Below are 22383 nucleotides of genomic sequence, written 5' to 3'. Positions count from 1 at the left end.
CTCAGTAGCTCTCCACCAGCACGTCGGTATACAGCTCGCCCGCCTCGGGCTCGGGGGTGCTTTCGGCGAAATCGGCGGCTTCGTTCACGACCTTGCGGATCTCCTGTTCGATGGACTTCAAGTCGGCCTCGCCGACGCCGTGCCCTTCGAGCAGCTTCTTGACGTGCTCGATGGGATCGGACTTGTCGCGCACCGCCTGCACTTCCTCGCGACTGCGATATTTGGCGGGGTCGGACATGGAATGCCCGCGATAGCGATAGGTCTTCATCTCGAGGATGACGGGGCCCTTGCCCGCGCGGACCCAGGCGAGCGCCTCTTCGGCAGCGCCGCGGCACGCCAGCACGTCCATGCCGTCGATCTGGATACCGGGTATGCGGAAGCTCTCGCCGCGACGATACAGCTGGTCCTCGGACGAGGCACGGTTAACGCTGGTGCCCATGGCGTATTGGTTGTTCTCGATCACGAAGATGATCGGGAGCTTCCACAGCTCCGCCATGTTGAAGCTCTCGTACACCTGGCCCTGGTTGGCCGCGCCATCGCCGAAATAGGCGAGGCAGACGCCGCCGTCCTCGGAATATTTGTGCTTGAAGGCGAGGCCGGTGCCCAGCGACACCTGCGCGCCGACGATGCCGTGGCCGCCATAGAACTTATGCTCGGTCGAGAACATGTGCATCGACCCGCCCTTGCCCTTCGAGATGCCCGCGGCACGCCCGGTGAGTTCGGCCATGATGATCTTGGGATCGATGCCATAGGCGAGCATGTGGCCGTGGTCGCGATAGCCGGTGATGACCGAATCCGTATCGCCGTTGAGCGCGGACTGCAGACCGACCGCAACCGCTTCCTGGCCGATATACAGGTGGCAGAAGCCGCCGATGAAGCCGAGCCCGTACAGCTGCCCCGCCTTTTCCTCGAAACGGCGGATCAGCAGCATCTGCTTGTAGAAGTCGAGCAGCTGGTCCTTGGTCGCCTCGAACGGCTTGGGGTCTGCGGGCCGCTCGCGGTTGCTGAGCAGCGGTTCGGCGGGACGAGCGGCAGGCGATTTGGCCACGTAATACCTCGACGGTCCTGGGGAAGAGTGTGGGAGCGCCTATAGGCCGGGTTTTGCGCGAACATCAATTCCCTGCGCAAAGATGGCCGTTACGTAGCGTTTCCCGTGACCGCGGCGGCGCGAGTCTTGACAAAATTGACACCAACTCGCGCAATCTTGTTGCGCGACGGAAGGGCGGCCGACCGGGATCGCAGCCCTTCTTCTAGGATCAAACAAGGCAGGCATGGCGAGAACATATCATAAACATGCGATGTAGGACAGTGCCTCGATACACCGGTGCATAGCGCAAGTTTGTTGCCCTTTGCCGCACGGCACGCCAAACCGCGCGGCAGATGAGCAAGCCGACGCACCCGTTCCGCATCGCCAATTTCCGCAGCTATTGGCTGTCCCGGTTCAGCGGCACGATCGCCGTCTCGGCGATGTCGATCGTCATCGGCTGGCAGGTGTACAACCTAGCCCGAGAGACGATGGACGTGCGGCAGGCGGCGTTCATGCTGGGGATGATCGGCTTCGCGCAGTTCGTGCCGCTGTTCCTGCTGACCCCCGTCACGGGGCTGGTCGCGGACAGCGTCGACCGGCGCTGGATCGTGCGCGGGACGACGGCGTTGCTTGTCATAACGGCCGCCTCGCTTTGGCTGCTCACCGCGACCGGCCACCTGACGCTGGCCGCGCTGTTCACCGCCGCGGTCGCGTTCGGCGTCGCGCGCGCCTTTTCGGGCCCGGCCTATTCTGCGCTCGCGCCCAATCTGGTGCCGCGCGAGAGCCTGCCGACGGCGATCGCGGTCAGCTCGATCGCGTGGCAGGTCGGCACGATCGCGGGCCCGAGCGTCGGCGGCCTGCTCTACGCCATCCATCCCGAGGTCGCCTATGGCGTCGCGACGATCCTGTTCGCGATCGCATTGCTCTTTATCTTCCTGATCGGCCCGGTGCCGCAGCCGCCCGCGCAAAGCGACCATCGTCCGCTTGCCCGGATCGTCGAGGGTTTCAGCTACGTGCGACGCAACCGGCTGGTGCAGGCAGCGATCACGCTTGATCTGTTCGCGGTACTGCTCGCGGGCGCAACCTCGCTGCTGCCCGTCTATGCGCGCGACATCCTGCACGTCGGGTCGCAGGGGCTGGGCCTGCTCGCGGCTGGCATGGGGATCGGCGCGGCGACGACTGCGGTCTGGTTCTCCTTACGGCCGATGACGACCAACGTCGGCGTCAAGATGCTGGTCGCGGTGGTCGTCTTCGGCCTGTCGATACTGACGTTCGGCATCGCCAGCCACATCACCGGCGCGCTCGGCCTTGAGGCGCGCACGCTCACATTCGGCGGCACCGCGATCCTCGTCCACCCGGCCTTCCTGCTCAGCCTCGCCGCACTGATCTGCGCCGGCGGCGCGGACATGGTGTCGGTCTATGTCCGCCAGTCGCTGATCCAGCTGCATACGCCCGATGCGATGCGCGGCCGGGTGAGCGCGGTGTCGCAGCTCACCATTTCGGCGTCCAACGAGCTTGGCGAGTTCGAAAGCGGGGTGATGGCCTCGGTGCTCGGCCCGGTCGGCGCGGTCGTATTCGGCGGACTGGGCGCGATCGGCGTCACGCTGCTATGGTCGCGGCTGTTCCCGGAACTCCGGCGGGCGCGAACCTTTGATCCTCCCGAACATCCGACGACAGACACCAGCCACGGAGACGACAAGCCATGAAGGCCAATACGATCCTGGAGACGATCGGCAACACGCCGCATATCCGCATCCAGCGGCTGTTCCCCAATTCCGAAGTGTGGATCAAGTCCGAACGGTCGAACCCCGGCGGGTCGATCAAGGACCGGATCGCACTCGCGATGATCGAGGCGGCGGAAAAGGACGGCCGGCTGCAACCCGGCGGCACGATCGTCGAGCCGACCAGCGGCAATACCGGCGTCGGCCTGGCGATGGTCGCAGCGGTGAAGGGATACAAGCTGATCCTCGTCATGCCCGAATCGATGTCGATCGAGCGGCGGCGGCTGATGCTCGCCTATGGCGCGAGCTTCGACCTGACCCCGCGCGAGAAGGGCATGAAAGGTGCGATCGAACGCGCGCTGGAACTGGTCGAGCAGACGCCGGGCGCGTGGATGCCGCAGCAGTTCGAAAATCCCGCCAACATCGACGTGCACGTGCGCACCACGTCGCAAGAGATCCTGAACGATTTCCGCGATTCGCCGATCGACGTCATCATCACCGGCGTCGGCACCGGCGGCCATATCACGGGCGTCGCCGAGACACTCAAGAAGGAATGGCCCGACCTCAAGGTCTTCGCCGTCGAGCCCGCCGCCTCGCCCGTCATCGCCGGCGGCCAGCCGGGGCCGCACCCCATCCAGGGCATCGGAGCAGGCTTCATCCCCGCCAACCTGCACACGCAGGCGATCGACGGCGTGATCGAGGTCGACGCCGCGGTTGCCAAGGACATGGCGCGCCGCGCCGCGCGTGAGGAAGGCCTGCTCGTCGGCATCTCGTCCGGCGCGACGCTCGCGGCCATCCTGCAGAAGCTCCCAGACCTGCCCGATGGCGCGCGCGTGCTCGGCTTCAACTACGATACCGGCGAGCGGTATCTGTCGGTACCGGACTTCCTGCCCGAACAGTGAACGAACCGCTTGGCGCGCGGGGACGCGCGGTGATCCGTATCGTCCTCGCCGGTACGGCGACGCTGGCGCTCGGCGTGCCCGCGTGGGTGGTGACGCACCCGCCCGCAATCCCGCACGCCGCCGTCGCCCGCGTGAAGCTGCCGCCGCGCCGCGTCGTGCCGCCGGCGGAGCTGCCGCCGGTGGAACCGGTACGGCTTGTCGACCTGTCGCCCGACGATGCCCGCGCGTTCAACGCGTCGGTACCCTTCTCCACCGACTCCAATCCCGCGGCGCGCCCGTTTCGCTATGTCGGCAGCGCCGACGATCTGGCGCGCGCGACCGACTGTCTGGCGGCGGGCGTCCTCTACGAGGCGGGCGACGACGCGACGGGCGAGCGCGCGGTGGCGCAGGTAGTGCTCAACCGGCTGCGCCATCCCGCCTTTCCCAAGACGGTGTGCGGCGTCGTTTTCGAGGGCCAGGATCGCAGCACCGGCTGCCAGTTCACCTTCAGCTGCGACGGCGCGCTGACGCGGTGGAAGCCGGGCGAGGCGGCATGGACGCGCGCCCGTGCGGTCGCGGCGATGGCGCTGTCGGGGTCGGTGTACAGGCCCGTCGGCTATGCGACGCATTACCATACCGACTGGGTGGTGCCTTATTGGCAGGCGAGCCTCGACAAGATCGCCGCGGTGGGCAGCCACCTGTTCTTTCGCTGGAGCGGCTGGTGGGGCACGCCGCCCGCCTTCAACCGCCACATGCTGGCAGGCGAGCCGGTGGTCGCGCAGCTCGCGCCCGTGTCCTATGCGCACAAGACGGGTGCGGCGCTTGTCGAGGCGCAGGCGGCGCTGGCCGAGGCGGCGGCCGCGACGACGGGCGCGCAGGCTGTGACGGTCGCGGGGACCAGCGACAGTTTCCTCGTCACCTTGCCGCATGGCGTCGCGCCCGAAACCTATCCGGCGCTGGCGGCGAAGGCGTGCGGCGATCGGCCGGTGTGCAAATTCTCGGGCTGGACCGATGCGACCAGGACGCCGGCCGCGCTGCCGCTGGAGGCGGCGCAGATCGCGACGATGAGTTTCAGCTACATGCGCGACCGGGCGGCGGGGATCGAGAAGAGCCTGTGGAACTGCCAGCAGACGCCGCGGCCGGTGCGCACCCAGTGCATGAAGCAGCAGGTGATGCTGACCGCGGCGCCGGCGGCGACGGTCACGCCGAGCGCGACGCCGACGCCCGCCCCGGCGCCGGAGCAACGCGGGCCGGCGGAGCTCGGCGGCGTGCGGCGCAAGGGTGACGAACCCGTCTCCTCCCCGGCACGGGGAGGTGGCAGCCTGTAAGGGCCGACGGAGGGGCGCTGCCACGCGGTGCAGCGTGTGTGGCACGTCCCCTCCACCGCCTGCGGCGGCCCCCCTCCCCGCGAGCGGGGAGGATCATCGCCTCACGCCGCGCGGAACATCTCGGGCGGCAGCGCCATGATCGTCTCCGCGCCGCCCTCGATCTTGCGGCGGAGCGCGCCTGCGTCGGGCATGATCCGCTCGGCGAAGAAGCGCGCGGTGACGAGCTTGGCGTCGAGGAAGGCCGCGTCGCCCTCGCCGGCCGCCTTCAGCGCCGCTGCCGCCTTCGCCATGCGCAGCCACATCAGGCCGGTGGCAACGATGCCGGTGAGGTGCATGTACGACACCGCACCCGCGCCGACGTTCTCCGGGTTCTTCATGCCGTTCGCCATGAACCACATCGTCGCCGCCTGCAGCTGGCCGAGCGCCTTTTCCATCGCCTCCGCGATCCCGGCGGTGGCGGCATCGCCCTTGCCCTTCGCGGCTTCCTCGCCGACGATCTTGAAGAAGGCCTGGATCGCCCGGCCGCCCTTCTGCGCGAGCTTGCGGCCGACGAGGTCCATCGCCTGGACGCCGTTGGTGCCTTCGTAAATCATCGCGATCCGCGCATCGCGCACGTACTGCTCCATCCCCCATTCCTGGATATAGCCGTGGCCGCCATAAACCTGCTGCGCGTTGGTCGCGACCTCATAGGCCTTGTCGGTGCCGACGCCCTTGATAACCGGGGTCAGTAGGCCGATCAGGTCCGCCGCCATCTCGCGGTCCGCCTCGCTCGCGGCCTGATGCTCCAGATCGACCTGCAGCGCGCCCCACAGGCACAAGGCACGAAGCCCTTCGGTCCACGCCTTCGCCTCCATCAGCATGCGGCGCACGTCGGGGTGGACGAAGAGCGTGTCCGCCTTTTCGTTCGGCTCCTGCGGGCCGGTCAGCGCGCGGCCCTGGCGGCGGTCGCCGGCATATTGGACGGCGTTCTGATAGGCGATCTCCGCAACGCCCAGCCCCTGCAGACCGACGCCGAGGCGGGCGGCGTTCATCATGATGAACATCGCGGCAAGGCCCTTCATCTCCTCGCCGACCAGCCAGCCCTTCGCACCGTCATAGTTCATGACGCAGGTCGAATTGGCGTGGATGCCCATCTTGTGTTCGATCGAGCCGCAGGTGACGGCGTTGCGCTCGCCGAGGCTGCCGTCCTCGTTGACCAGCACCTTGGGCACGACGAACAGCGAGATGCCCTTCGAACTGTCGGGTGCGCCCGGCGTCTTCGCCAGCACGAGGTGGATGATGTTGTCGGTGAGATCGTGTTCGCCTGCCGAGATGAAGATTTTCGTGCCGGTGATCGCGTAGCTGCCGTCCGCCTGCGGTTCCGCCTTGGTACGGATGAGGCCGAGGTCGGTGCCGCACTGGGGCTCGGTCAGGTTCATCGTGCCGCCCCATTCGCCCGACACCATCTTGGGGACGTACATCGCCTTTTGTTCGTCCGACCCCTGCGCGATCAGCGCGGCGATCGCGCCGTGCGTCAGGCCGGGGTACATGGCGAACGCCATGTTCGACGAGATCATATATTCCTGGAACGCGGTCGACACGACGTGCGGCATCCCCTGCCCGCCATATTCGGGCATGTTGCCCAGCGTCGCCCAGCCGCTTTCGACATACTGATTGTATGCGTCCTTGAAACCCGCAGGCGTCGTCACGCTGCCGTCGTCATGGCGGGTGCAGCCTTCCTGATCGCCCGACTGGTTGAGCGGGAACAGCACTTCGGCGACGAAGCGGCCGCCCTCTTCGAGCACCGCGTCGACCACGTCGGGTGTCGCGGCGTCGAAACCGGGGAGGTTGGCATAGTTCTGCAACTGCACGACATGCTCGAGGACGAAGCGCGTGTCGCGGACGGGGGGCGTATACTGGGGCATTCGGGCTTCCTCTCAGGCGTCCTGGGCGTGGACCGCTTCTACGACGGTCACGAATTCGGTCAGTTCGGCAATGGCCGCATCGATGTCCTGCTTCTGCCGCTCGAGCAAAGCGATCCGTCCGCGGCAGCGATCGATCGTCGCCTGCCGCTGCGCGCGGCGATTGTCGCCGACGTCATACAGGTCGATCATTTCGCGGATTTCGCCCAGGCTGAAGCCGACGCGCTTGCCGCGCAGGATCCAGGCGAGCCGCGCGCGGTCGCGATGCGAATAGATGCGCTGCGTGCCACGCCGTTCGGGAGCGATCAGCCCCTCGTCTTCATAGAAGCGCAGCGCGCGGGCGGTGACGCCGAATTCGTCGGAGAGATCGGAGATCGTGTAGCTCTCGCGATCGTCCCGCGGCGCGATCGGCGCATAGGCAGGCGTGAGGTCCATGCAACGAGAGGTAACTTACCTTTACGTCAACGTCAACTGCCGCACAGCGCCCGTCCCGACGGCGTCCGCAGCTGCGCGGCTTCGGAGGCGGAGGCGCTGACGCGATCGACCGACAGCGCCGACAGCGAGGCGCGCCCCGTGCACAGCGAATCGCAGGTCGCAGGCAGTTCGGCCGGAAAGACGATATGCTCGCCGTCGATCCGCGCGTCGAACCGGCACGCGCCGAATGCGATCGCAGCGATCTCACCGCGCCGACGCAGCGTGCCAGAGGCGGCGCAGCCCTGCCCCTCGCCATAATCGACCAGCACGCCGATGCGGCGGTCGCGCCCCTGCCCCTGATCCGTCGCAGAACCCTGCCCGGGCACGATGCACAGGCGATCCGTTTCGCGCGCCCAGGCGCCGGTCAGGTCGATCCGCGACGGATCGGCGACGATCCCCGCCGCCACCGCCGCCCGTTCGAGCCGCGAGCCGGCGTCGTCGCGCGGCGTTGCCGCCTCGCGCTGACAGCCACCAAGGAGCAGCAGCAGAGCGAGCGCGCGCCGCGTCATCCGACGGAGCGGAGTCGATCGCCGTCGATCCGGCGATAGAAACAGCTGCGCGCGCCGGTATGACAGGCGGGGCCCGCGGGATCGGCGATGATCCAGATCGCATCCTGATCGCAATCGATCCGCATCTCGACGACGGACAAGACATTGCCCGACGTCTCGCCCTTCTTCCACAACCGCTGCCGGCTGCGCGACCAGAAGGTCGCATGCCCGCTCGCCTGCGTGGCCGCCAGCGCCTCGGCATTCATATGCGCCACCATCAGCAGCGCGCCACTGCGATCGGTCACCACCGCGGTGATCAGGCCGGCGGGATCGTATCTGGGATCGAGAACGAGTTCGGTTTCGCGGGGATCGGACATCGCCATGGACTAGCCCGCGAAGCGCCATGCGTCATCCGCGCATCCGCGAAGCATGGCGAACCGTGGCACCGATGGGCCTTCCATCCGAATCAGCTTTCCGTGCTATCCGGCCCCTTGCGCCGTGAGGGCCCGGAGTGCGACCAAGAGATTGCGGCGTATTTCACATCAGGAACAATCACCCGAATAATAAAACATCTGTCATTTATACGTCATGCTCCACATCGCCAAGAATGAAGAAAATGTCATCGCGCCGTAAACTTAGCCAAAAAGCGTGTTCATTTCGCCACATCTTTTCAGCTCGCATGCCCCTTGGTGCGATCGTCATTTACACAATGCGATTGTGACTGTTCTGTTGCCCTATGTCCGCGGCCATCGATCGACGCCGGGGAACAGACATCGCCCGGCGCGGGCGTTTCGCGCGCCGGGCCTATCGAGGACACCGAATGACCCGCACCCGCATCCCGACCCGCCGGCTCCTGCGCAGCGGCACCGCCATGCCGGCGGTCGCCGCGCTTTGCACCAGCATCGGCATGGTGCTGTTCGCGGCCCCTGTCGCCGCGCAGACGGCACCGGCACAGGACACCGCGGCCACCCCGATCGGCGACGCGCCGAACGCCGCGCAGCAGGGCGACATCGTCGTCACCGGATCGCGCATCCAGCGCCCCGACCTGCAGAGCAACAGCCCGATCTCGACGATCAGCTCCGAATCGTTGCAGACCAGCAACGCCGTCACCGCCGAATCGTATCTGTCGAGCTCGCCGCAGTTTGTCCCGGCGACGACGAACACCACCAACAACGGCAATGGCGGCACCGCGACGATCGACCTTCGCGCGCTCGGCCCGAAGCGGACGCTAGTACTGATCGACGGGCGGCGCATGGTGCCGTCGGACATCGGCGGCGCGGTCGACATCAACGCTATCCTTACCGTCCTCATCAAGCGCGTCGATGTGCTCACCGGCGGCGCTTCGGCGGTCTATGGCGCGGACGCGATCGCGGGCGTGGTCAATTTCGTGCTCGACGACAAACTGGTCGGCGTGCGGGCGAATGCGAGCTCGCAGGTCACCGAATACGGCGATGCGCAGCAGTATAACGCCGAGCTGGCCGCGGGTCTGAAGTTCGGCGAGGGCGGCAATTTCGTCATCGCCGGCCAGTACACCAAGCGCGACGGCGTCTACCAATCCGCCCGCGCCTATTCCGCGCAGAACCTCGACGCCAATCTGAAGCCGAGCGGGTCGAGCAACGCGACGCCGACCGTGATCGACATCGCTTCGGGCCGCTACCAGATCAACGACGGTAGTCAGGCCGGCGGCGCAAACAACTTCGTGCCATATTACAAGCCGTACAATTTCAACCCTGCCAATTATCTGCAGGTGCCGCTCGACCGTTACAACGTCACCGCACTGGCGAGCTATCACTTCTCCGACGCGGCGGAATTCTACGCGCGGGGCAGCTATACGCGCTCCGACGTGACCGCGATCCTCGCACCGACCGCGACCGCGGGCTTCAACTTCACGATCTCGCCGACCAATCCCTATCTCAATGCGACGAACGCAGCGCTGATCTTCGGCGATCCGAACAATCTCAACGCCGACGGCACCGCCAATGTCGGTATCCGCCGCCGCATCACCGAAACCGGCGGGCGTATCCAGCAATTCACCAATGACGTCTATTACGGCATCGCCGGCATGCGCGGCGACATCCTCGATGGCTTCCATTACGACGTCTTCGCGCAATACGGCCTGACGAAGCGCCACGAGGACCTGCTCAACGACCTCGACTACAACAAGACCGCGCAGGCGATCAACGCGACAACGGGCGCAAACGGCGCACCTGTCTGTGCCAATCCGTCGGGCGGCTGCGTTCCGCTCAACCTGTTCACGTCGCAGCCGATCTCGCCGGCCGCGCTGGCGTTCGTTACCGCGAACGGGCAGCAGGACAATCGCTACACGCAGTTCGTGACGGGCGGCAATCTGTCGGGCGACCTCAAGTTCCTGAAGAGCCCCTTCGCCGACGCGCCCGCCGCGATCGCGCTCGGCGTCGAATATCGTCGCGAGAGCGGCAGCCAGTCGGTCGACGCCAATTACGGGTCGGGCAACCTGATCTATTACGGCCAGGGCACCGCGGTTCCCAACGCGTCGTTCGACGTCAAGGAAGTCTATGGCGAAGTCCAGCTGCCGCTGGTCAGCGATCGGCCCTTCGCGCACTCGCTCGGCCTTGAAGGCGGCGTGCGCTATTCGGCCTATACCAACAATACGGTGGCCGGCCGCAACAAGCTGGACGCGGTGACGTATAAGGTCGGCGGCAACTGGGAACCGATCGAGGGCCTGCGGCTTCGCGCGATCTTTAACCGGGCGACGCGCGATCCGAATATTGCGGAGCTCAACAGCCCCGTCACGCAGGCGGGCACCGACGTGCTGCAGACCGATCCGTGCGCCAACGGCAGGCCGCGGGGCAATGCGCAGCTGGCCGCGATCTGTATCGCGCAGGGTGCACCGGCGGCGCTCGTCAACAACGGCATCATTCAGGACGTCACCGCCAACCAGACGAACATCAATGCGGGCGGCAACCCCGCGCTGAAACCCGAAACCGCCAACACGCTGACCGCCGGCGCGGTGTTCTCGCCGCGCTTCCTGCGCGGGCTGAACGTGACGGTCGATTATTACCGCCTCAAGGTGAACGGTTATATCGCGTCGGACGGGTCGCAGGACATTTCCGACCAGTGCTTCAACAACAACATCCAATCCTATTGCAGCCTGATGGTGCGTAACACCATCAATGGCCAGCTGACCGGATCGCCCAATGCCAACGGACAGTTCCCGGGCGTGTCCGAACTGCTCGTCAACATCGCGACGCTGAAGACCAGCGGCATCGACGTGTCGGCGGACTATCGGTTCGACTTCGGCGACCGTAACACCCTGTCGCTGGGGATCGCGGGCACCTACGTCGATGAATATTCGTTCAATCCGGGCGGCTCGGCGGCACCGGTCACCTGTGCGGGCAAGTTCGGCAACAGCTGCGCGGCCGGGTCGATCAATCCGATCCCGCGCTGGAAGCATCTGTTCACCGCGACCTACAGCGTCGGCGACGTCGCGATCCAGGGCCGGTGGCGCTATATCGGACCGGTAAGCGCAGACTCGGGGACCGCGATCCTCGTCAAGCGTATCCCGTCCTACTCATATTTCGACACGACGCTGTCGTTCAACGTCGCCAAGCAATATACCTTCCGCTTGGGCGCGACCAACCTGTTCAACATCCAGCCGCCGATCGTCGGCGGTTCGGCGGGCAGCAGCGGGTCTAACTCGGGCAATACCTTCCCCAACGTCTACGACGCGCTGGGCCGGACGTTCTTCGCCGGCGTTAGCCTGAAGTTCTGACGATCATCGGGGGCGATCCTGTCGCAGGGATCGCCCCCGTTTCTTTTCGACCCGCTATTTGTGGTCGCGGATCGCCTTGACGAGCTGCGCCTTGGTCATCGTCGAACGGCCGGCGATGCCGATCTCGCGCGCCTCTTTCATCAGATCGGCCTTGGTGCGATCCTCCAGATGCGTCGCCTTGTGGTCGAGCGTGCCGGCGGCCTTGGCATTGGCGATGCGCGCCGCCTTCTCCTTCGAATTGCCCTGCTTGCGCAGCTCTTCGTAGAGCGCGTCGTCCTTGATCTGGCTGCCGTGATCCTTGGCCATCGCTTGGTCTCCTCGGCAGGTCCAACGACGCGGTCGTCGTATCGCTCCACGCGGATCGATGACAAACAGGCGACAAACCCGTTCGGCGTGCCTATATGCGCGCTCGCACGACATCAGGCCGGGCCATGCTGACCACACATCCATTCGACGACGACACGCTGCATGAGGAATGCGGCATCTTCGGTGTTTCGGGCAACGACAGCGCCGCCGCGCTCGTCGCGCTCGGGCTCCACGCGCTGCAGCATCGCGGGCAGGAGGCGGCGGGCATCACCAGCTTCGATGGCACGCTGTTCCACACGCATCGCGCGATGGGCCATGTCGCGGGCAATTTCGACCGTGACGAGGTGATCCGCGCGCTGCCCGGCAACGTCGCGAGCGGCCACGTCCGCTATTCGACGACGGGCGAGACGGCGCTGCGCAACGTGCAGCCGCTCTACGCCGATCTGTCGACGGGCGGTTTTGCGATCGCGCATAACGGCAACATCTCCAACGCGATGAAGCTGCGCCGCGAGCTGGTGCGGCGCGGGTCGATCTTCCAGTCGACCAGCGATACCGAAACGATCATCCACCTGGTCGCGACGTCGAGCTATCGCACGTTGCTCGACCGGTTCATCGACGCGCTGAAGCAGATCGAGGGCGCCTATTCGCTGATCGTGACGACGCCGGAGGGGATGATCGCGTGCCGCGATCCGCTCGGCATCCGGCCGCTGGTGATGGGCAAGCTGGACGACGCGGTGATCTTCGCCAGCGAGACGGTGGCGCTCGATGTGTGCGGTGCTACGTTCGAACGCCAGGTCGAGCCGGGCGAATTGGTCATCGTGCAGGGCAGCGAAATCCGCTCGGTCAAGCCGTTCGCGCCGATGGCGGCGCGGCCGTGCATCTTCGAATGGGTCTATTTCAGCCGCCCCGATTCGATCGCGGGCGACCAGTCGGTCTATTCGGTGCGCAAGGAGATCGGCGCGCAGCTGGCGATCGAGGCGCCGGTCGATGCCGACCTCGTGATCCCCGTGCCCGATTCGGGCGTGCCCGCGGCGATCGGCTATGCGCAGCAATCGGGCATTCCGTTCGAACTCGGCATCATCCGCTCGCACTATGTCGGGCGCACCTTCATCCAGCCGGGCGACAAGGTCCGGCATCTGGGCGTCAAGCTGAAGCACAATGCCAATCGCGCGCTGATCCAGGGCAAGCGCATCGTGCTGATCGACGATTCGATCGTGCGCGGTACGACCAGCCTGAAGATCGTGCAGATGATGCGCGATGCGGGCGCTGCAGAGGTCCACATGCGCATCGCCTCGCCGCCGACGCGGCACAGCTGCTTCTACGGCGTCGACACCCCCGAACGCGCCAAATTGCTCGCCGCCCAGCTCGACGTCGGCGGCATGACCGACTTCATCCACGCCGACAGCCTCTCGTTCGTCTCGATCGACGGCCTCTACAAGGCGCTGGGCGAGGCGAGCCGCGCGGATATCCGCCCGAAATATTGCGACGCCTGTTTCACCGGCGATTATCCGACGACGCTGACCGATCATGACGATGTCGCGCCGGTCGACCAGTTCGCGATGCTTGCGGAACGAGTGAACTGAGCGGATGGACAAGCCCTTGCAGGACAAGCTCGCACTGGTCACCGGCGCGAGTCGTGGGATCGGCGCGGCGACCGCGGTCGCACTGGCTGCGGCGGGCGCGCATGTCGTACTGACCGCGCGTACCGCCAAGGATCTGGAAGCCGTCGAGGAGACGATTTTTCAGGCTGGCGGGTCGGCGACGATCGCACCGCTCGACCTGGCCCAAAGCGATGCGATCGCGCGGCTGGCGACGGCGATCGGCGAACGGTGGCAGGCGCTGGACGTACTGGTGCTCAACGCCGGCACGCTCGGCAGCCTGGCGGCGGTGCCGGCGATCCAGCCGAAGGAATTCGCGGAGGTGCTGACGCTCAACGTCAGTGCGCAGGCGGCGATGATCGCCGCGTTCGATGCGATGCTGCGCCGGTCGAAGGGCGCGCGCGTGATCGGCGTCACGTCCAGCGTCGCGCGCAAGCCGCGCGCCTATTGGGGAGCCTATGGCGCCTCCAAGGCGGCGTTCGAGACGCTGATCGGCGCTTATGGTGACGAGACGGCGGAAATCAGCGCGATCCGGACCGCGATCGTCGATCCGGGCGCGACGCGCACGAACATGCGTGCGCGCGCCTATCCGGGTGAGGATCCGCAATCGGTGAAGGCCCCCGAAATCGTCGCCGAGCGGATCGCGGCGTTGGCGGCCGAGGGTTTCCCGCCGGGGCATTTCGAACGGGTCGGCTGACCCCGTTGCGGTGACAGGTCAGCGTTTGACCAAAGTCACCTGCGCGACGTCGATGCCCCGGCCGCGGAAGCCACCCTCGCAATACATGAGGTAATAGCGCCAGAGGTCGCGGAAGCGCGCGTCGAGCCGTTCGGGCAGGCGGCCTTCGCGATCGGCATTCTCGAATCGTTCGCGCCAGTGGCGCAGCGTCTGCGCATAATCTAGCCCGAAGGCGTGGTGATCGGTCCAGTCCAGCCCGCGTGCGGCGCATAAGGCCCGAAAGCGGCTTTCCGACAGCAGCATGCCGCCGGGAAAGATGTACCGCTGGATGAAATCGACCCCGCGCGAATAGTCGGCGAAGACGTCGTCCGCGATCGAGATATACTGAAGGGCAGCCCGCCCGCCGGGTTTCAGCGCGCGGGCAAGCGTGTCGACATAGGCGGGCCAATATGCCTCGCCGACCGCCTCGACCATCTCGATGCTGGCGATGGCGTCATATTGGCCGTCGACGTCGCGATAGTCGGTCAGCGCGACGGTGACGCCGGGCAGCGCGCGCGCATCGACCGCGGCCTTCTGTTCGGAGGACAGCGTCAGGCCGTGGACTTGCCGCCCCGCCGCCGCCGCGGTGGCCGCGAACGATCCCCAGCCGCAGCCGATCTCGAGGATCGTGTCGCCAGCCTTGGTCCCCGTCCGGTCGAGGATTGCGGCGAGCTTGCGCGCCTGCCCCGCTTCCAGCGTATCGCCCGACGCGTAGATCGCGCTCGAATAGGTCAGGCTGTCGTCGAGCCATTCACGGTAGAAATCGTTGCCGAGATCATAATGGTCCGCGATGTTGCGGCGCGCACCATCGCGGTCGTTGCGGCGCAGGCGATGCCAAGCACGTAGCAGGCGGCGGGGCAGCCCCCCTGCCCGCGCCGCACCACCGAGCGCGGTGCGGTTTCGCATAAACAGGTCGAACAAGGGCACGGGATCGGGGCTCGACCATTCGCCTTTTTCCCAGGCGCGATACCAGCCGACCGACCCTTCCGTCGCGAGGCGGACCAGCGCGCGCCACGACACGATCGTGACGATCGGCACCGGTCCCGGCTTTCGCCCGCCCAGCAGGCGGTGCGTCCCGTCGGGAAGCCGCGCCTCGATTCCGCCGCTCACCAACCCGGCATCGATTCGGTCGAGCAGACGGTGGAACGGGATCGCGATCAGGCGGGCAGGAAGGCTCGGCATCGCTCCGCCCTTGCCCCAGGATCGGGTCAAGCGAAAGACGCTGCCGCCGGTGCCGGTGCGAGCGCGCGTCCCAGCGTCAGGATCGCGGCGACATGCCGCCGCGCGATTTCCAGCGCGTCATCGCCATAGCCACCGCCGACCGTACTCGCGAGCGGTGCACCGACCCCCTGCGCCAGTCGCGCGATGAGCAGCTCGCGCCGGGTCAGCCCATCGAGGCTGAGAGACAGGCGGCCAAGCCGGTCGTCGGCAAACGGATCGACGCCCGCCTGGTAGAGGATCAGCTGCGGCCGATGCTCGCCTAGGAAGGGCGCGAGCGTGTCGGCAAGCGTCGCGAGATAGGCGTCGTCACCCATCCCATCGGCGAGCGGCACGTCGAGCGTCGAACGTGCCTTGCGCGCGGGAAAGTTCTTTTCGGCGTGGATTGAATAGGTGACGATACCGGGACGGCCGGCGAGCAGCGCAGCGGTGCCGTCGCCCTGATGCACGTCGCAATCGACCACCGCGATCCGGTCGACCGTCCCTTCCTCGATCAGGCGGACCGCCGCGAGCGCAAGGTCGTTGAACACGCAATAGCCCGCGCCCGTGTCAGCGAGCGCATGGTGACTGCCGCCAGCCGTGTTGGCGGCGAAGCCGTGCGCGAGCGCGAGATGCGCGGCGAGCCACGTGCCGCCGGGCACGACAGCCGCCCGCGCTGCGACCGCCGGTGTAACCGGAAAGCCGATCCGCCGCACCTTCGCGGGCGGAACGCGCGCCTCCATCACCTCTGCGACGTAATCAGCATCGTGCACCGCCTCCAGCCAGCAAAGCGGCATTGCGTCGGGAACATGCCAGTCGATACGCGCGCCCTCCGCGCGGAGCAGGTCGCGGATCAGCCCGTTCTTGTTCCAGCGGTAGGTGGAGCGGGCGGGCGCCGGCGCGACATAGGCGGGATGATGGACGACGGGGATCACGCATCCTAGGTAGGGGCCATCCCGCCGTTGCCCAAGAGAGCCCGCATGACCGTGCCCTTCGTCCGCCCCGACGTTCGCGCCTTCCTCGATTATCTCAACGCCGTGCCCGGGCCGCGCACGCATCAGATGACGCCCGCCGACGCGCGGCAGGTGTTCCTGGCGATGAAGGACGTCGCCGATCTGCCCGTCGGCGATCTGGCGACGATCCGCGACCTCGCCATCCCCGGCCCCGCGGGCACGATCCCGGCCCGCCTGTTCGACGCGCGGGAAACGCGCGCGCCGGGCCCGGTCGTCGTCTTCTTCCACGGCGGCGGCTTCGTCATCGGCACGATCGATACGCATGCCGGCTTCTGCGCGGAGATGGCGCGCGTGCTCGATCTGCCCGTCGTCTCGGTCGAATACCGGCTGGCGCCGGAAAACCCCTGGCCCGCCGCGCCCGACGATTGCGAGGCCGCGGCGCGCTGGGTGGCGGAAGGGCCCGAGGCGCTCGGCCGCGGCGTCACGTCGCTGGTGCTGGCGGGCGACAGTGCGGGCGGGACGCTGGCGATCGTCGCGGCGATGGACCTGCGCGATCGACCCGCCGCGGTGCCGGTGATCGTCCAGGCGCCGATCTATCCCGCTGCCGATTCGTCGCAGATGTATCCCTCGTTCGACGCCTTTGCCGACGGCTATCTGCTGACGCGCGATACGATGCTGTGGTTCGTCGATGCCTATCAGGCGGACGTCGCGCATCCGCGCGGCTCGCCGCTCACCGGCGATGTCGCGGGCCTTCCGCCCGCGGTGATCGTCACCGCCAGCCTCGATCCGATCCGCGACCAGGGCCGCGCCTATGCCGCGGCGCTGGCGCAGGCGGGCGTGCCCGTCGTCTTCCGCGAGGCAGTCGGCACCGTCCACGGCTTCGTCACGTTACGCAAGGCGATCCCGTCCGCGCGCGGCGACGTCGCCGGCTATCTTGCCGCGGTGAAGGCGATGATCGTCGAGACGGAGGGCGCGCGCGTCCAAGCGCAGGCGGCGGGAGCGGCGGCATGAACCGCGAGGCGCTGCCGTATCGTCCCTGCGCGGGGGTGATGCTGGTCAACCGCGAAGGCCGCGTGTTCGTCGGCCAGCGGATCGATTCGACGCTGGAAGCGTGGCAGATGCCGCAGGGCGGGATCGACCCGGGCGAGGACGCGCTTGGTGCCGCGATCCGCGAGCTGGGCGAGGAGACCGGCGTCGCGCCGGACAAGGTGACGCTGATCGCCGAGGCACCGGACGAACTGTTCTACGACCTGCCCGACGACATGATCGGCAAGGTGTGGAAGGGCAAGTGGCGCGGCCAGCGCCAGCGCTGGTTCCTGTTCCGCTTCCTGGGCGAGGACCGCGACATCGACATCGTCACCGCGCATCCTGAATTTCGCGCGTGGCGCTGGGCTGACCCGGCGGATCTGCCGGCGATGATCGTGCCGTTCAAGAAGTCGCTGTACGAGGCGGTGCTCGCCGCATTCCAGCCCCATCTCGCCGCAAGCGAAACACCGTAGGTTTGCCTGTCGCATCCCTTCGCGTAGGTCGCCCGGTGATGCGCCGCCTGTCGTTCCTGCTGCTCGCCCCGCTGCTGCTCGCCAATGGCGAGGGCAATCCGGCGCCGGACCAGAATGCGGTGCCCATCCCCGGGCCGATCAAGGCGATGCTCGACGCCGCGATCGAGGGCGGCAACGACAATGACGTGTCCGTCGTCGTCAAATACGCCCGCCTCGCCGACCCGGCGAGCGCGGACCAGGTGCTGGCGATCGCGCAAAAATGGCGCAGCGAGCGCGCCGCCGCGCGCAGCGAGACGATCCGCCAGGCCAATATCTTCGACCTATGGTCCGGCCGCGCCGAGCTGGGCGGCTACATCACCACGGGCAACACCAATTCGAAGGGCGGCACCGCCGTCCTCGACCTAAAGCGCGAGGGGCTGCAGTGGCGGCACAAGTTCCACGCGCAGGGCGACTACCAGGAAAATGCGGGGATCACGACGCGCGAACATTATCTCGTCAGCTATGAACCCAACTACAAATTCGAGGATCGCGCCTATGTCTACGGCGCCGCGCAATATGAAAGCGACCGGTTCCTCGGCTATTTCGATCGGTATTCGGCTTCGGCCGGCATCGGCTACAGCGCGGTGACGACACCGCGCGTCCGGCTGGACGTCGAACTGGGCCCGGCGTTCCGCCAGACCAGCTTCACCAACAATCTGATGGAAGGCAGTCTGGCCGCGCGCGGCACGATGGCGTTCAGCTGGCGCCTGCTGCCCGGCCTGTCGGTGACGCAGAATGCCGCGGCCTATGTCGAGCGGTTCAACTCGACGCTGAGCGGGACGACCGCGCTCAACGCCAAGCTGATCGGCCCGCTGTCCGCGGCGCTGTCATACAACGTCCAGTATGAAAGCCAGCCGCCGGCGGGATCCGTATCCACCGATACCACCAGCCGCGCCTCGCTCGTCTACAGCTTCTGACGCCGCTTCGCCATTTCCCTTCCAACGCCGCCTCGGCTAGCAGGCGGCGATGGAGAGAATGACGAGCGAGGCGCAGGCGGTGATCGCGGCGTTGGATGGACCGGGTATGCTCGCGCGCACGTGCGACTGGGCGGCGATCAACAGCGGGACACGCAACCTCGCCGGCCTGGCGCGGATGGCGACGGTGCTGGCGGATGCCTTCGGGGCGCTCCCCGGCAAGCTTGCGCTGGTCGATGCCGCGCCGGTCGACACGGTGGGCGCCGACGGCAGCGTTGCGCCGCTGGCGCACGGCCGGCACCTCCACGTGACGGTGAGGCCCGACGCGCCGGTGCAGATGCTGTTCACCGGGCACATGGACACCGTCTATCCGGTCGATCATCCGTTCCAGACGATCGCGCGTCGCGACGATGGTACCATCAATGGTCCGGGTGTCGCCGACATGAAGGGGGGCCTCTGCGTCCTGCTCGCCGCATTGCAGGCGATCGAACGCGATGCCGGCGCGGCGCGGCTGGGATATGCGGTCGTCATCAACTCGGACGAAGAAACGGGGTCGCTATCCTCCGCCGCGCTGCTGGCGCAGGCGGCACACGGCAAGGTCGCGGCGCTGACGTACGAGCCCGCGCTGCCCGACGGGACGCTGGCGGGCGCGCGCGGCGGCACGGGCAATTTCTCGATCGTCGTGCGCGGGCGTGCCGCGCATGCCGGGCGCAACCCGGAGGACGGGCGCAACGCGATCGTCGCGGCATCCGCCATCGCCGTGCGGCTGGCGGCGGCGACGGGCGACGGACTCAGCGTCAACCCGGCGCGGATCGACGGGGGCGGGCCGAACAACGTCGTCCCCGACCTCGCGGTGCTGCGCGTCAACCTTCGCCCGCGCGATCCGGACGCGATCGCGCGCGCCGACGCGGCGATCCGCGACGCCGTCGCCACGGTGGCCGCCGCGCACGACGTGACCATCACCACGCATGGCAGCTTCAACCGCCCGCCCAAGCCGATGGACGCAAACAGCGAGCGCCTGTTCGGCATCGTCGCCGATGCGGGGCGCGACCTCGGCATCCCGATCGGCTGGCGGACGACGGGCGGCGTGTGCGACGGCAACAACATCGCCGCGGCCGGCGTCCCCGTCGTCGACACGATGGGGGTGCGCGGCGGTGCGATCCATTCCGCCGACGAATTCCTGATCGCGGACAGCCTGGTCGAGCGCGCGGCGCTGTCGATCCTGACGATCCGCCGCATCCTCGCTGGGGGCCACGCATGACCTTTCGCATTCGCGCCGCGCATCCGGGCGACCTGCCGCACCTGTACGAAATGGCGAAGCTGACCGGGGGCGGCTTCACCAACCTGCCCCCCGACCGCAAGGCGCTGCGCGCCAAGCTGGAGCGCAGCGCGGCAGCGATCGCGCACGACGGCGGCCCGATCCGCGACGAACTGTTCGTGCTGATCCTCGAAAATGCCGTGACGGGCGAGGTGCGCGGGACGAGCCAGATCTTCACGCAGGTGGGGCAGCAGCATCCCTTCTACAGCTATCGGATCGGTACGCTGACGCAGCATAGCCGCGAGCTGGGACGGACGTTCCGTGCCGAGATGCTGACGCTGACCACGGACCTCGAAGGATCGTGCGAAGTCGGCGGCCTGTTTCTGCATCCCGGCGAACGGGCGGGCGGCCTCGGCCTGCTGCTCGCGCGCAGCCGCTACCTGTTCATTCGCGCGCATCGCGACCGGTTCGCGGACCGCATCCTCGCCGAACTGCGCGGCGTGATCGACGAGGCCGGCGGATCGCCCTTCTGGGACGGGCTCGCGGGCCGGTTCTTCGGCATGACCTTTCAGGACGCTGACCAGTTCAATGCGATCAACGGCCACCAGTTCATCGCCGACCTGATGCCCAAGCATCCGATCTATATCGCGATGCTGTCCGAGGCCGCGCGCGGCGCGATCGGCCTGCCGCATCCCAGCGGGCGGGCGGCGATGCGGATGCTGGAGAACGAAGGCTTCCATTTCGAGAATTACGTCGACATCTTCGACGGTGGTCCGACGATGACCGCGCGGACGGACCGCGTCCGTTCGATCGTGGGGGCCAAGGCGAGCCGGGTCCTCGTGATCGACGAGGACGACGGCGGGGTCGAATCGCTCGTCGCGATCGGGCAGCTCAGCGATTTCCGCTGCGCCTTTGGCAACGTGCGCGAGGTCGGCGAGGATATCGCGCTGTCGGCGGGATGCGCCACGCTGCTCGACGTGCGCGAGGATGACGTCGTGCTCCACGTACCGCGGTGGTGATCGTTATGCTGACTGAAATCAATTTCGACGGGATCGTCGGGCCGAGCCACAATTATGCGGGCCTGTCCGCGGGCAATCTGGCGGCGACGCACAATGCGGGGCGGATCTCGCACCCGCGCGCCGCGGCGCTGGAAGGGCTGGCGAAGATGCGCGCCAATCTGGCGCTGGGGCTGACGCAGGGCGTGCTGCTGCCGCATCGGCGGCCGGATCATGACTGGCTGGCGAGGCTGGGCACACATTATGCCGATGCGCCGCCGCTGCTGCGGGCGCAGGCGATGTCGGCATCGGCGATGTGGGCGGCGAATGCGGCGACCGTCTCGCCCGCGCCCGATACCGCGGACGGCCGCTGCCACCTCTCGGTCGCCAATCTGATGACGATGCCGCATCGCAGCCACGAATGGCCCGAAACGCTGGCGCAGCTGCGGCTGGCCTTCGCCGACCCCGCGTTCGTGGTGCACGAGGCCGTCCCGCCGCCGTTCGGCGACGAGGGCGCGGCGAACCACATGCGCCTGTGTCCGCAGCATGGCGCGCCGGGGATCGAGGTGTTCGTCTATACGCTCGCCGGCGGCCCCTTCCCCGCCCGCCAGCATCCCGAAGCGAGCGCGGCGGTGGCGCGGCGGCACGGTCTCGACCCCGCGCGCACGCTGTTCGTCGAACAGTCATCCGAAGCGATCGCGGCGGGCGCCTTTCACAACGACGTCGTCGCGGTGGCGAACGAGCGCGTGCTGTTCGCGCACGAACAGGCGTTCGCCGACCGGGACGGCTTCTACGCCGACCTCCGGCGCCTGCTGCCCGAGGTGGAGATCGTCGAGGTGCCGGCGGCGGCGGTGTCGCTGGCGGACGCCATCGCCTCCTATCTGTTCAACGCGCAGCTCGTCACCACTGCGGATGGTCCGACGCTGATCGTCCCGACAGAGGCACGGGCGAATGCCGCCGTCTGGCGCTGGCTGGAGGCGCATCGCGCCGGCAACGGGCCGATCCGGCGCGTCGAGGTGGTCGATGTCAAACAGTCGATGGCGAATGGCGGCGGCCCCGCGTGCCTGCGGCTGCGCGTCGTCGCCGACCCGGCGCGGATCGATCCCCGCTTCCTCGTCGATGCCGCCCGCATCGCCCGGATCGAGGCGGTCGTGGAGGCGCACTGGCCCGAGGCGATCGACCCCGCCGCGCTCGCCGACCCCGCGCTCGTCGCGCAGATCGAGGCGGCGCATGCAGCGCTGCTCGAGACGCTCGACCTGTCGGGTTACCTTACGATTAACCATCGCCGATAACGGGCAAGCCACGTAAATCCGCCGTTGGCATCACCTTTGCTTAACG

Annotated in this window: 20 protein-coding genes; 12 read left to right on the top strand and 8 right to left on the bottom strand. The window is 67.4% G+C overall.

The window, feature by feature from the left end; all coding sequences use genetic code 11:
- Nucleotide 1: 1 nt before the first annotated feature.
- Complete coding sequence (gene pdhA, locus DM480_RS13985) at nt 2–1048, bottom strand: pyruvate dehydrogenase (acetyl-transferring) E1 component subunit alpha (RefSeq protein WP_115379961.1); 1047 nt, start codon at nt 1046–1048, stop codon at nt 2–4.
- A gap of 332 nt (nt 1049–1380) precedes the next feature.
- Here pdhA and DM480_RS13980 point away from each other — a divergent pair, with 332 nt between their 5' ends.
- From DM480_RS13980 to DM480_RS13970, 3 genes are read left to right on the top strand one after another with little or no spacing between them, the layout of a single operon-like run.
- Nucleotides 1381–2733, top strand: a complete 1353-nt coding sequence (locus DM480_RS13980; RefSeq protein ID WP_115379959.1) for an MFS transporter — start codon at nt 1381–1383, stop codon at nt 2731–2733.
- Complete coding sequence (gene cysK / locus DM480_RS13975) at nt 2730–3650, top strand: cysteine synthase A (RefSeq protein WP_115379957.1); 921 nt, start codon at nt 2730–2732, stop codon at nt 3648–3650. Before DM480_RS13980 ends, cysK begins: the two co-directional genes overlap by 4 nt.
- 29 nt (nt 3651–3679) lie before the next feature.
- Nucleotides 3680–4957 carry a cell wall hydrolase gene (locus DM480_RS13970; RefSeq protein ID WP_443026397.1) on the top strand — a complete coding sequence of 426 codons (1278 nt, stop codon included), beginning with the start codon at nt 3680–3682 and terminating at the stop codon, nt 4955–4957.
- Nucleotides 4958–5058: 101 nt separating this feature from the next.
- On the opposite strand, the gene DM480_RS13965 is transcribed toward DM480_RS13970, so the two are convergent.
- From DM480_RS13965 to hisI, 4 genes are read right to left on the bottom strand one after another with little or no spacing between them, the layout of a single operon-like run.
- Entirely contained in the window at nt 5059–6861 is a 1803-nt protein-coding gene (locus DM480_RS13965; protein WP_115379953.1) for an acyl-CoA dehydrogenase C-terminal domain-containing protein, read from the bottom strand.
- Between the two features lie 12 nt (nt 6862–6873).
- Nucleotides 6874–7293, bottom strand: coding sequence for a MerR family transcriptional regulator (locus DM480_RS13960; RefSeq protein WP_115379951.1), 420 nt, complete (start codon nt 7291–7293; stop codon nt 6874–6876).
- A gap of 32 nt (nt 7294–7325) precedes the next feature.
- On the bottom strand, nt 7326–7841 hold the full coding sequence (locus tag DM480_RS13955; RefSeq protein WP_115379949.1) for a hypothetical protein: 516 nt from the start codon (nt 7839–7841) through the stop codon (nt 7326–7328).
- Nucleotides 7838–8197, bottom strand: a complete 360-nt coding sequence (hisI, locus tag DM480_RS13950; RefSeq protein WP_115381386.1) for a phosphoribosyl-AMP cyclohydrolase — start codon at nt 8195–8197, stop codon at nt 7838–7840. The genes DM480_RS13955 and hisI overlap by 4 nt, the downstream gene beginning before the upstream one ends.
- Before the next feature lie 443 nt (nt 8198–8640).
- On the opposite strand from hisI, the gene DM480_RS13945 reads away from it, so the two are divergent.
- The gene (locus DM480_RS13945) at nt 8641–11571 is read left to right on the top strand and encodes a TonB-dependent receptor domain-containing protein (RefSeq protein WP_198665844.1); all 2931 of its coding nucleotides are present in this window, start codon (nt 8641–8643) and stop codon (nt 11569–11571) included.
- Between the two features lie 54 nt (nt 11572–11625).
- Here the strand turns inward: DM480_RS13945 and DM480_RS13940 are convergent, their stop codons facing one another.
- Complete coding sequence (locus DM480_RS13940; protein WP_115379945.1) at nt 11626–11877, bottom strand: DUF7218 family protein; 252 nt, start codon at nt 11875–11877, stop codon at nt 11626–11628.
- 125 nt (nt 11878–12002) lie between these two features.
- On the opposite strand from DM480_RS13940, the gene purF reads away from it, so the two are divergent.
- Both purF and DM480_RS13930 read left to right on the top strand, forming a co-directional pair.
- Nucleotides 12003–13460 (top strand): amidophosphoribosyltransferase, encoded by a 1458-nt coding sequence (purF, locus tag DM480_RS13935; protein WP_115379943.1) that lies wholly within the window; start codon nt 12003–12005, stop codon nt 13458–13460.
- A 4-nt stretch (nt 13461–13464) separates the two neighbouring features.
- On the top strand, nt 13465–14172 hold the full coding sequence (locus DM480_RS13930) for an SDR family NAD(P)-dependent oxidoreductase (RefSeq protein ID WP_115379941.1): 708 nt from the start codon (nt 13465–13467) through the stop codon (nt 14170–14172).
- 18 nt (nt 14173–14190) lie between these two features.
- On the opposite strand, the gene DM480_RS13925 is transcribed toward DM480_RS13930, so the two are convergent.
- A complete protein-coding gene (locus tag DM480_RS13925) occupies nt 14191–15372 on the bottom strand; it encodes an SAM-dependent methyltransferase (RefSeq protein WP_115379939.1) in 1182 nt (393 codons plus the stop codon).
- A 26-nt stretch (nt 15373–15398) separates the two neighbouring features.
- Nucleotides 15399–16322, bottom strand: a complete 924-nt coding sequence (locus tag DM480_RS13920) for a histone deacetylase family protein (protein ID WP_115379937.1) — start codon at nt 16320–16322, stop codon at nt 15399–15401.
- Between the two features lie 45 nt (nt 16323–16367).
- Between DM480_RS13920 and DM480_RS13915 the strand changes: the two genes are divergently transcribed.
- From DM480_RS13915 to DM480_RS13890, 6 genes are read left to right on the top strand one after another with little or no spacing between them, the layout of a single operon-like run.
- A complete protein-coding gene (locus tag DM480_RS13915) occupies nt 16368–17351 on the top strand; it encodes an alpha/beta hydrolase (RefSeq protein ID WP_115379934.1) in 984 nt (327 codons plus the stop codon).
- Nucleotides 17348–17839 (top strand): RNA pyrophosphohydrolase, encoded by a 492-nt coding sequence (locus DM480_RS13910; RefSeq protein WP_115379932.1) that lies wholly within the window; start codon nt 17348–17350, stop codon nt 17837–17839. The genes DM480_RS13915 and DM480_RS13910 overlap by 4 nt, the downstream gene beginning before the upstream one ends.
- Before the next feature lie 38 nt (nt 17840–17877).
- A complete protein-coding gene (locus DM480_RS13905; RefSeq protein ID WP_115379930.1) occupies nt 17878–18795 on the top strand; it encodes a DUF481 domain-containing protein in 918 nt (305 codons plus the stop codon).
- A gap of 49 nt (nt 18796–18844) precedes the next feature.
- Complete coding sequence (locus DM480_RS13900; protein WP_405053281.1) at nt 18845–20053, top strand: hydrolase; 1209 nt, start codon at nt 18845–18847, stop codon at nt 20051–20053.
- Nucleotides 20050–21069, top strand: coding sequence for an arginine N-succinyltransferase (locus DM480_RS13895; RefSeq protein WP_115379926.1), 1020 nt, complete (start codon nt 20050–20052; stop codon nt 21067–21069). Before DM480_RS13900 ends, DM480_RS13895 begins: the two co-directional genes overlap by 4 nt.
- A 5-nt stretch (nt 21070–21074) precedes the next feature.
- Nucleotides 21075–22337 (top strand): N-succinylarginine dihydrolase, encoded by a 1263-nt coding sequence (locus DM480_RS13890; RefSeq protein ID WP_115379924.1) that lies wholly within the window; start codon nt 21075–21077, stop codon nt 22335–22337.
- Nucleotides 22338–22383 lie beyond the last annotated feature (46 nt).

Origin of the sequence: Sphingomonas sp. FARSPH (genome assembly GCF_003355005.1) — a bacterium.
Lineage (GTDB): Bacteria > Pseudomonadota > Alphaproteobacteria > Sphingomonadales > Sphingomonadaceae > Sphingomonas.
This window is presented reverse-complemented; position numbering and strand designations above follow the sequence as displayed.

What these genes read in the sequence shown, in the direction of transcription:
- DM480_RS13890 (WP_115379924.1), top strand. Translation starts at nt 21,075, where the DNA reads ATGCTGACTGAAATCAATTTCGACGGGATCGTCGGGCCGAGCCACAAT.
- hisI (WP_115381386.1), bottom strand. Translation starts at nt 8,197, where the DNA reads ATGTCCGATCCCCGCGAAACCGAACTCGTTCTCGATCCCAGATACGAT.
- purF (WP_115379943.1), top strand. Translation starts at nt 12,003, where the DNA reads ATGCTGACCACACATCCATTCGACGACGACACGCTGCATGAGGAATGC.
- DM480_RS13910 (WP_115379932.1), top strand. Translation starts at nt 17,348, where the DNA reads ATGAACCGCGAGGCGCTGCCGTATCGTCCCTGCGCGGGGGTGATGCTG.
- DM480_RS13905 (WP_115379930.1), top strand. Translation starts at nt 17,878, where the DNA reads ATGCGCCGCCTGTCGTTCCTGCTGCTCGCCCCGCTGCTGCTCGCCAAT.
- DM480_RS13900 (WP_405053281.1), top strand. Translation starts at nt 18,845, where the DNA reads ATGGAGAGAATGACGAGCGAGGCGCAGGCGGTGATCGCGGCGTTGGAT.
- DM480_RS13925 (WP_115379939.1), bottom strand. Translation starts at nt 15,372, where the DNA reads ATGCCGAGCCTTCCTGCCCGCCTGATCGCGATCCCGTTCCACCGTCTG.
- DM480_RS13915 (WP_115379934.1), top strand. Translation starts at nt 16,368, where the DNA reads ATGACCGTGCCCTTCGTCCGCCCCGACGTTCGCGCCTTCCTCGATTAT.
- DM480_RS13980 (WP_115379959.1), top strand. Translation starts at nt 1,381, where the DNA reads ATGAGCAAGCCGACGCACCCGTTCCGCATCGCCAATTTCCGCAGCTAT.
- DM480_RS13955 (WP_115379949.1), bottom strand. Translation starts at nt 7,841, where the DNA reads ATGACGCGGCGCGCGCTCGCTCTGCTGCTGCTCCTTGGTGGCTGTCAG.
- DM480_RS13895 (WP_115379926.1), top strand. Translation starts at nt 20,050, where the DNA reads ATGACCTTTCGCATTCGCGCCGCGCATCCGGGCGACCTGCCGCACCTG.
- DM480_RS13945 (WP_198665844.1), top strand. Translation starts at nt 8,641, where the DNA reads ATGACCCGCACCCGCATCCCGACCCGCCGGCTCCTGCGCAGCGGCACC.
- DM480_RS13960 (WP_115379951.1), bottom strand. Translation starts at nt 7,293, where the DNA reads ATGGACCTCACGCCTGCCTATGCGCCGATCGCGCCGCGGGACGATCGC.
- cysK (WP_115379957.1), top strand. Translation starts at nt 2,730, where the DNA reads ATGAAGGCCAATACGATCCTGGAGACGATCGGCAACACGCCGCATATC.
- DM480_RS13940 (WP_115379945.1), bottom strand. Translation starts at nt 11,877, where the DNA reads ATGGCCAAGGATCACGGCAGCCAGATCAAGGACGACGCGCTCTACGAA.
- DM480_RS13930 (WP_115379941.1), top strand. Translation starts at nt 13,465, where the DNA reads ATGGACAAGCCCTTGCAGGACAAGCTCGCACTGGTCACCGGCGCGAGT.
- DM480_RS13965 (WP_115379953.1), bottom strand. Translation starts at nt 6,861, where the DNA reads ATGCCCCAGTATACGCCCCCCGTCCGCGACACGCGCTTCGTCCTCGAG.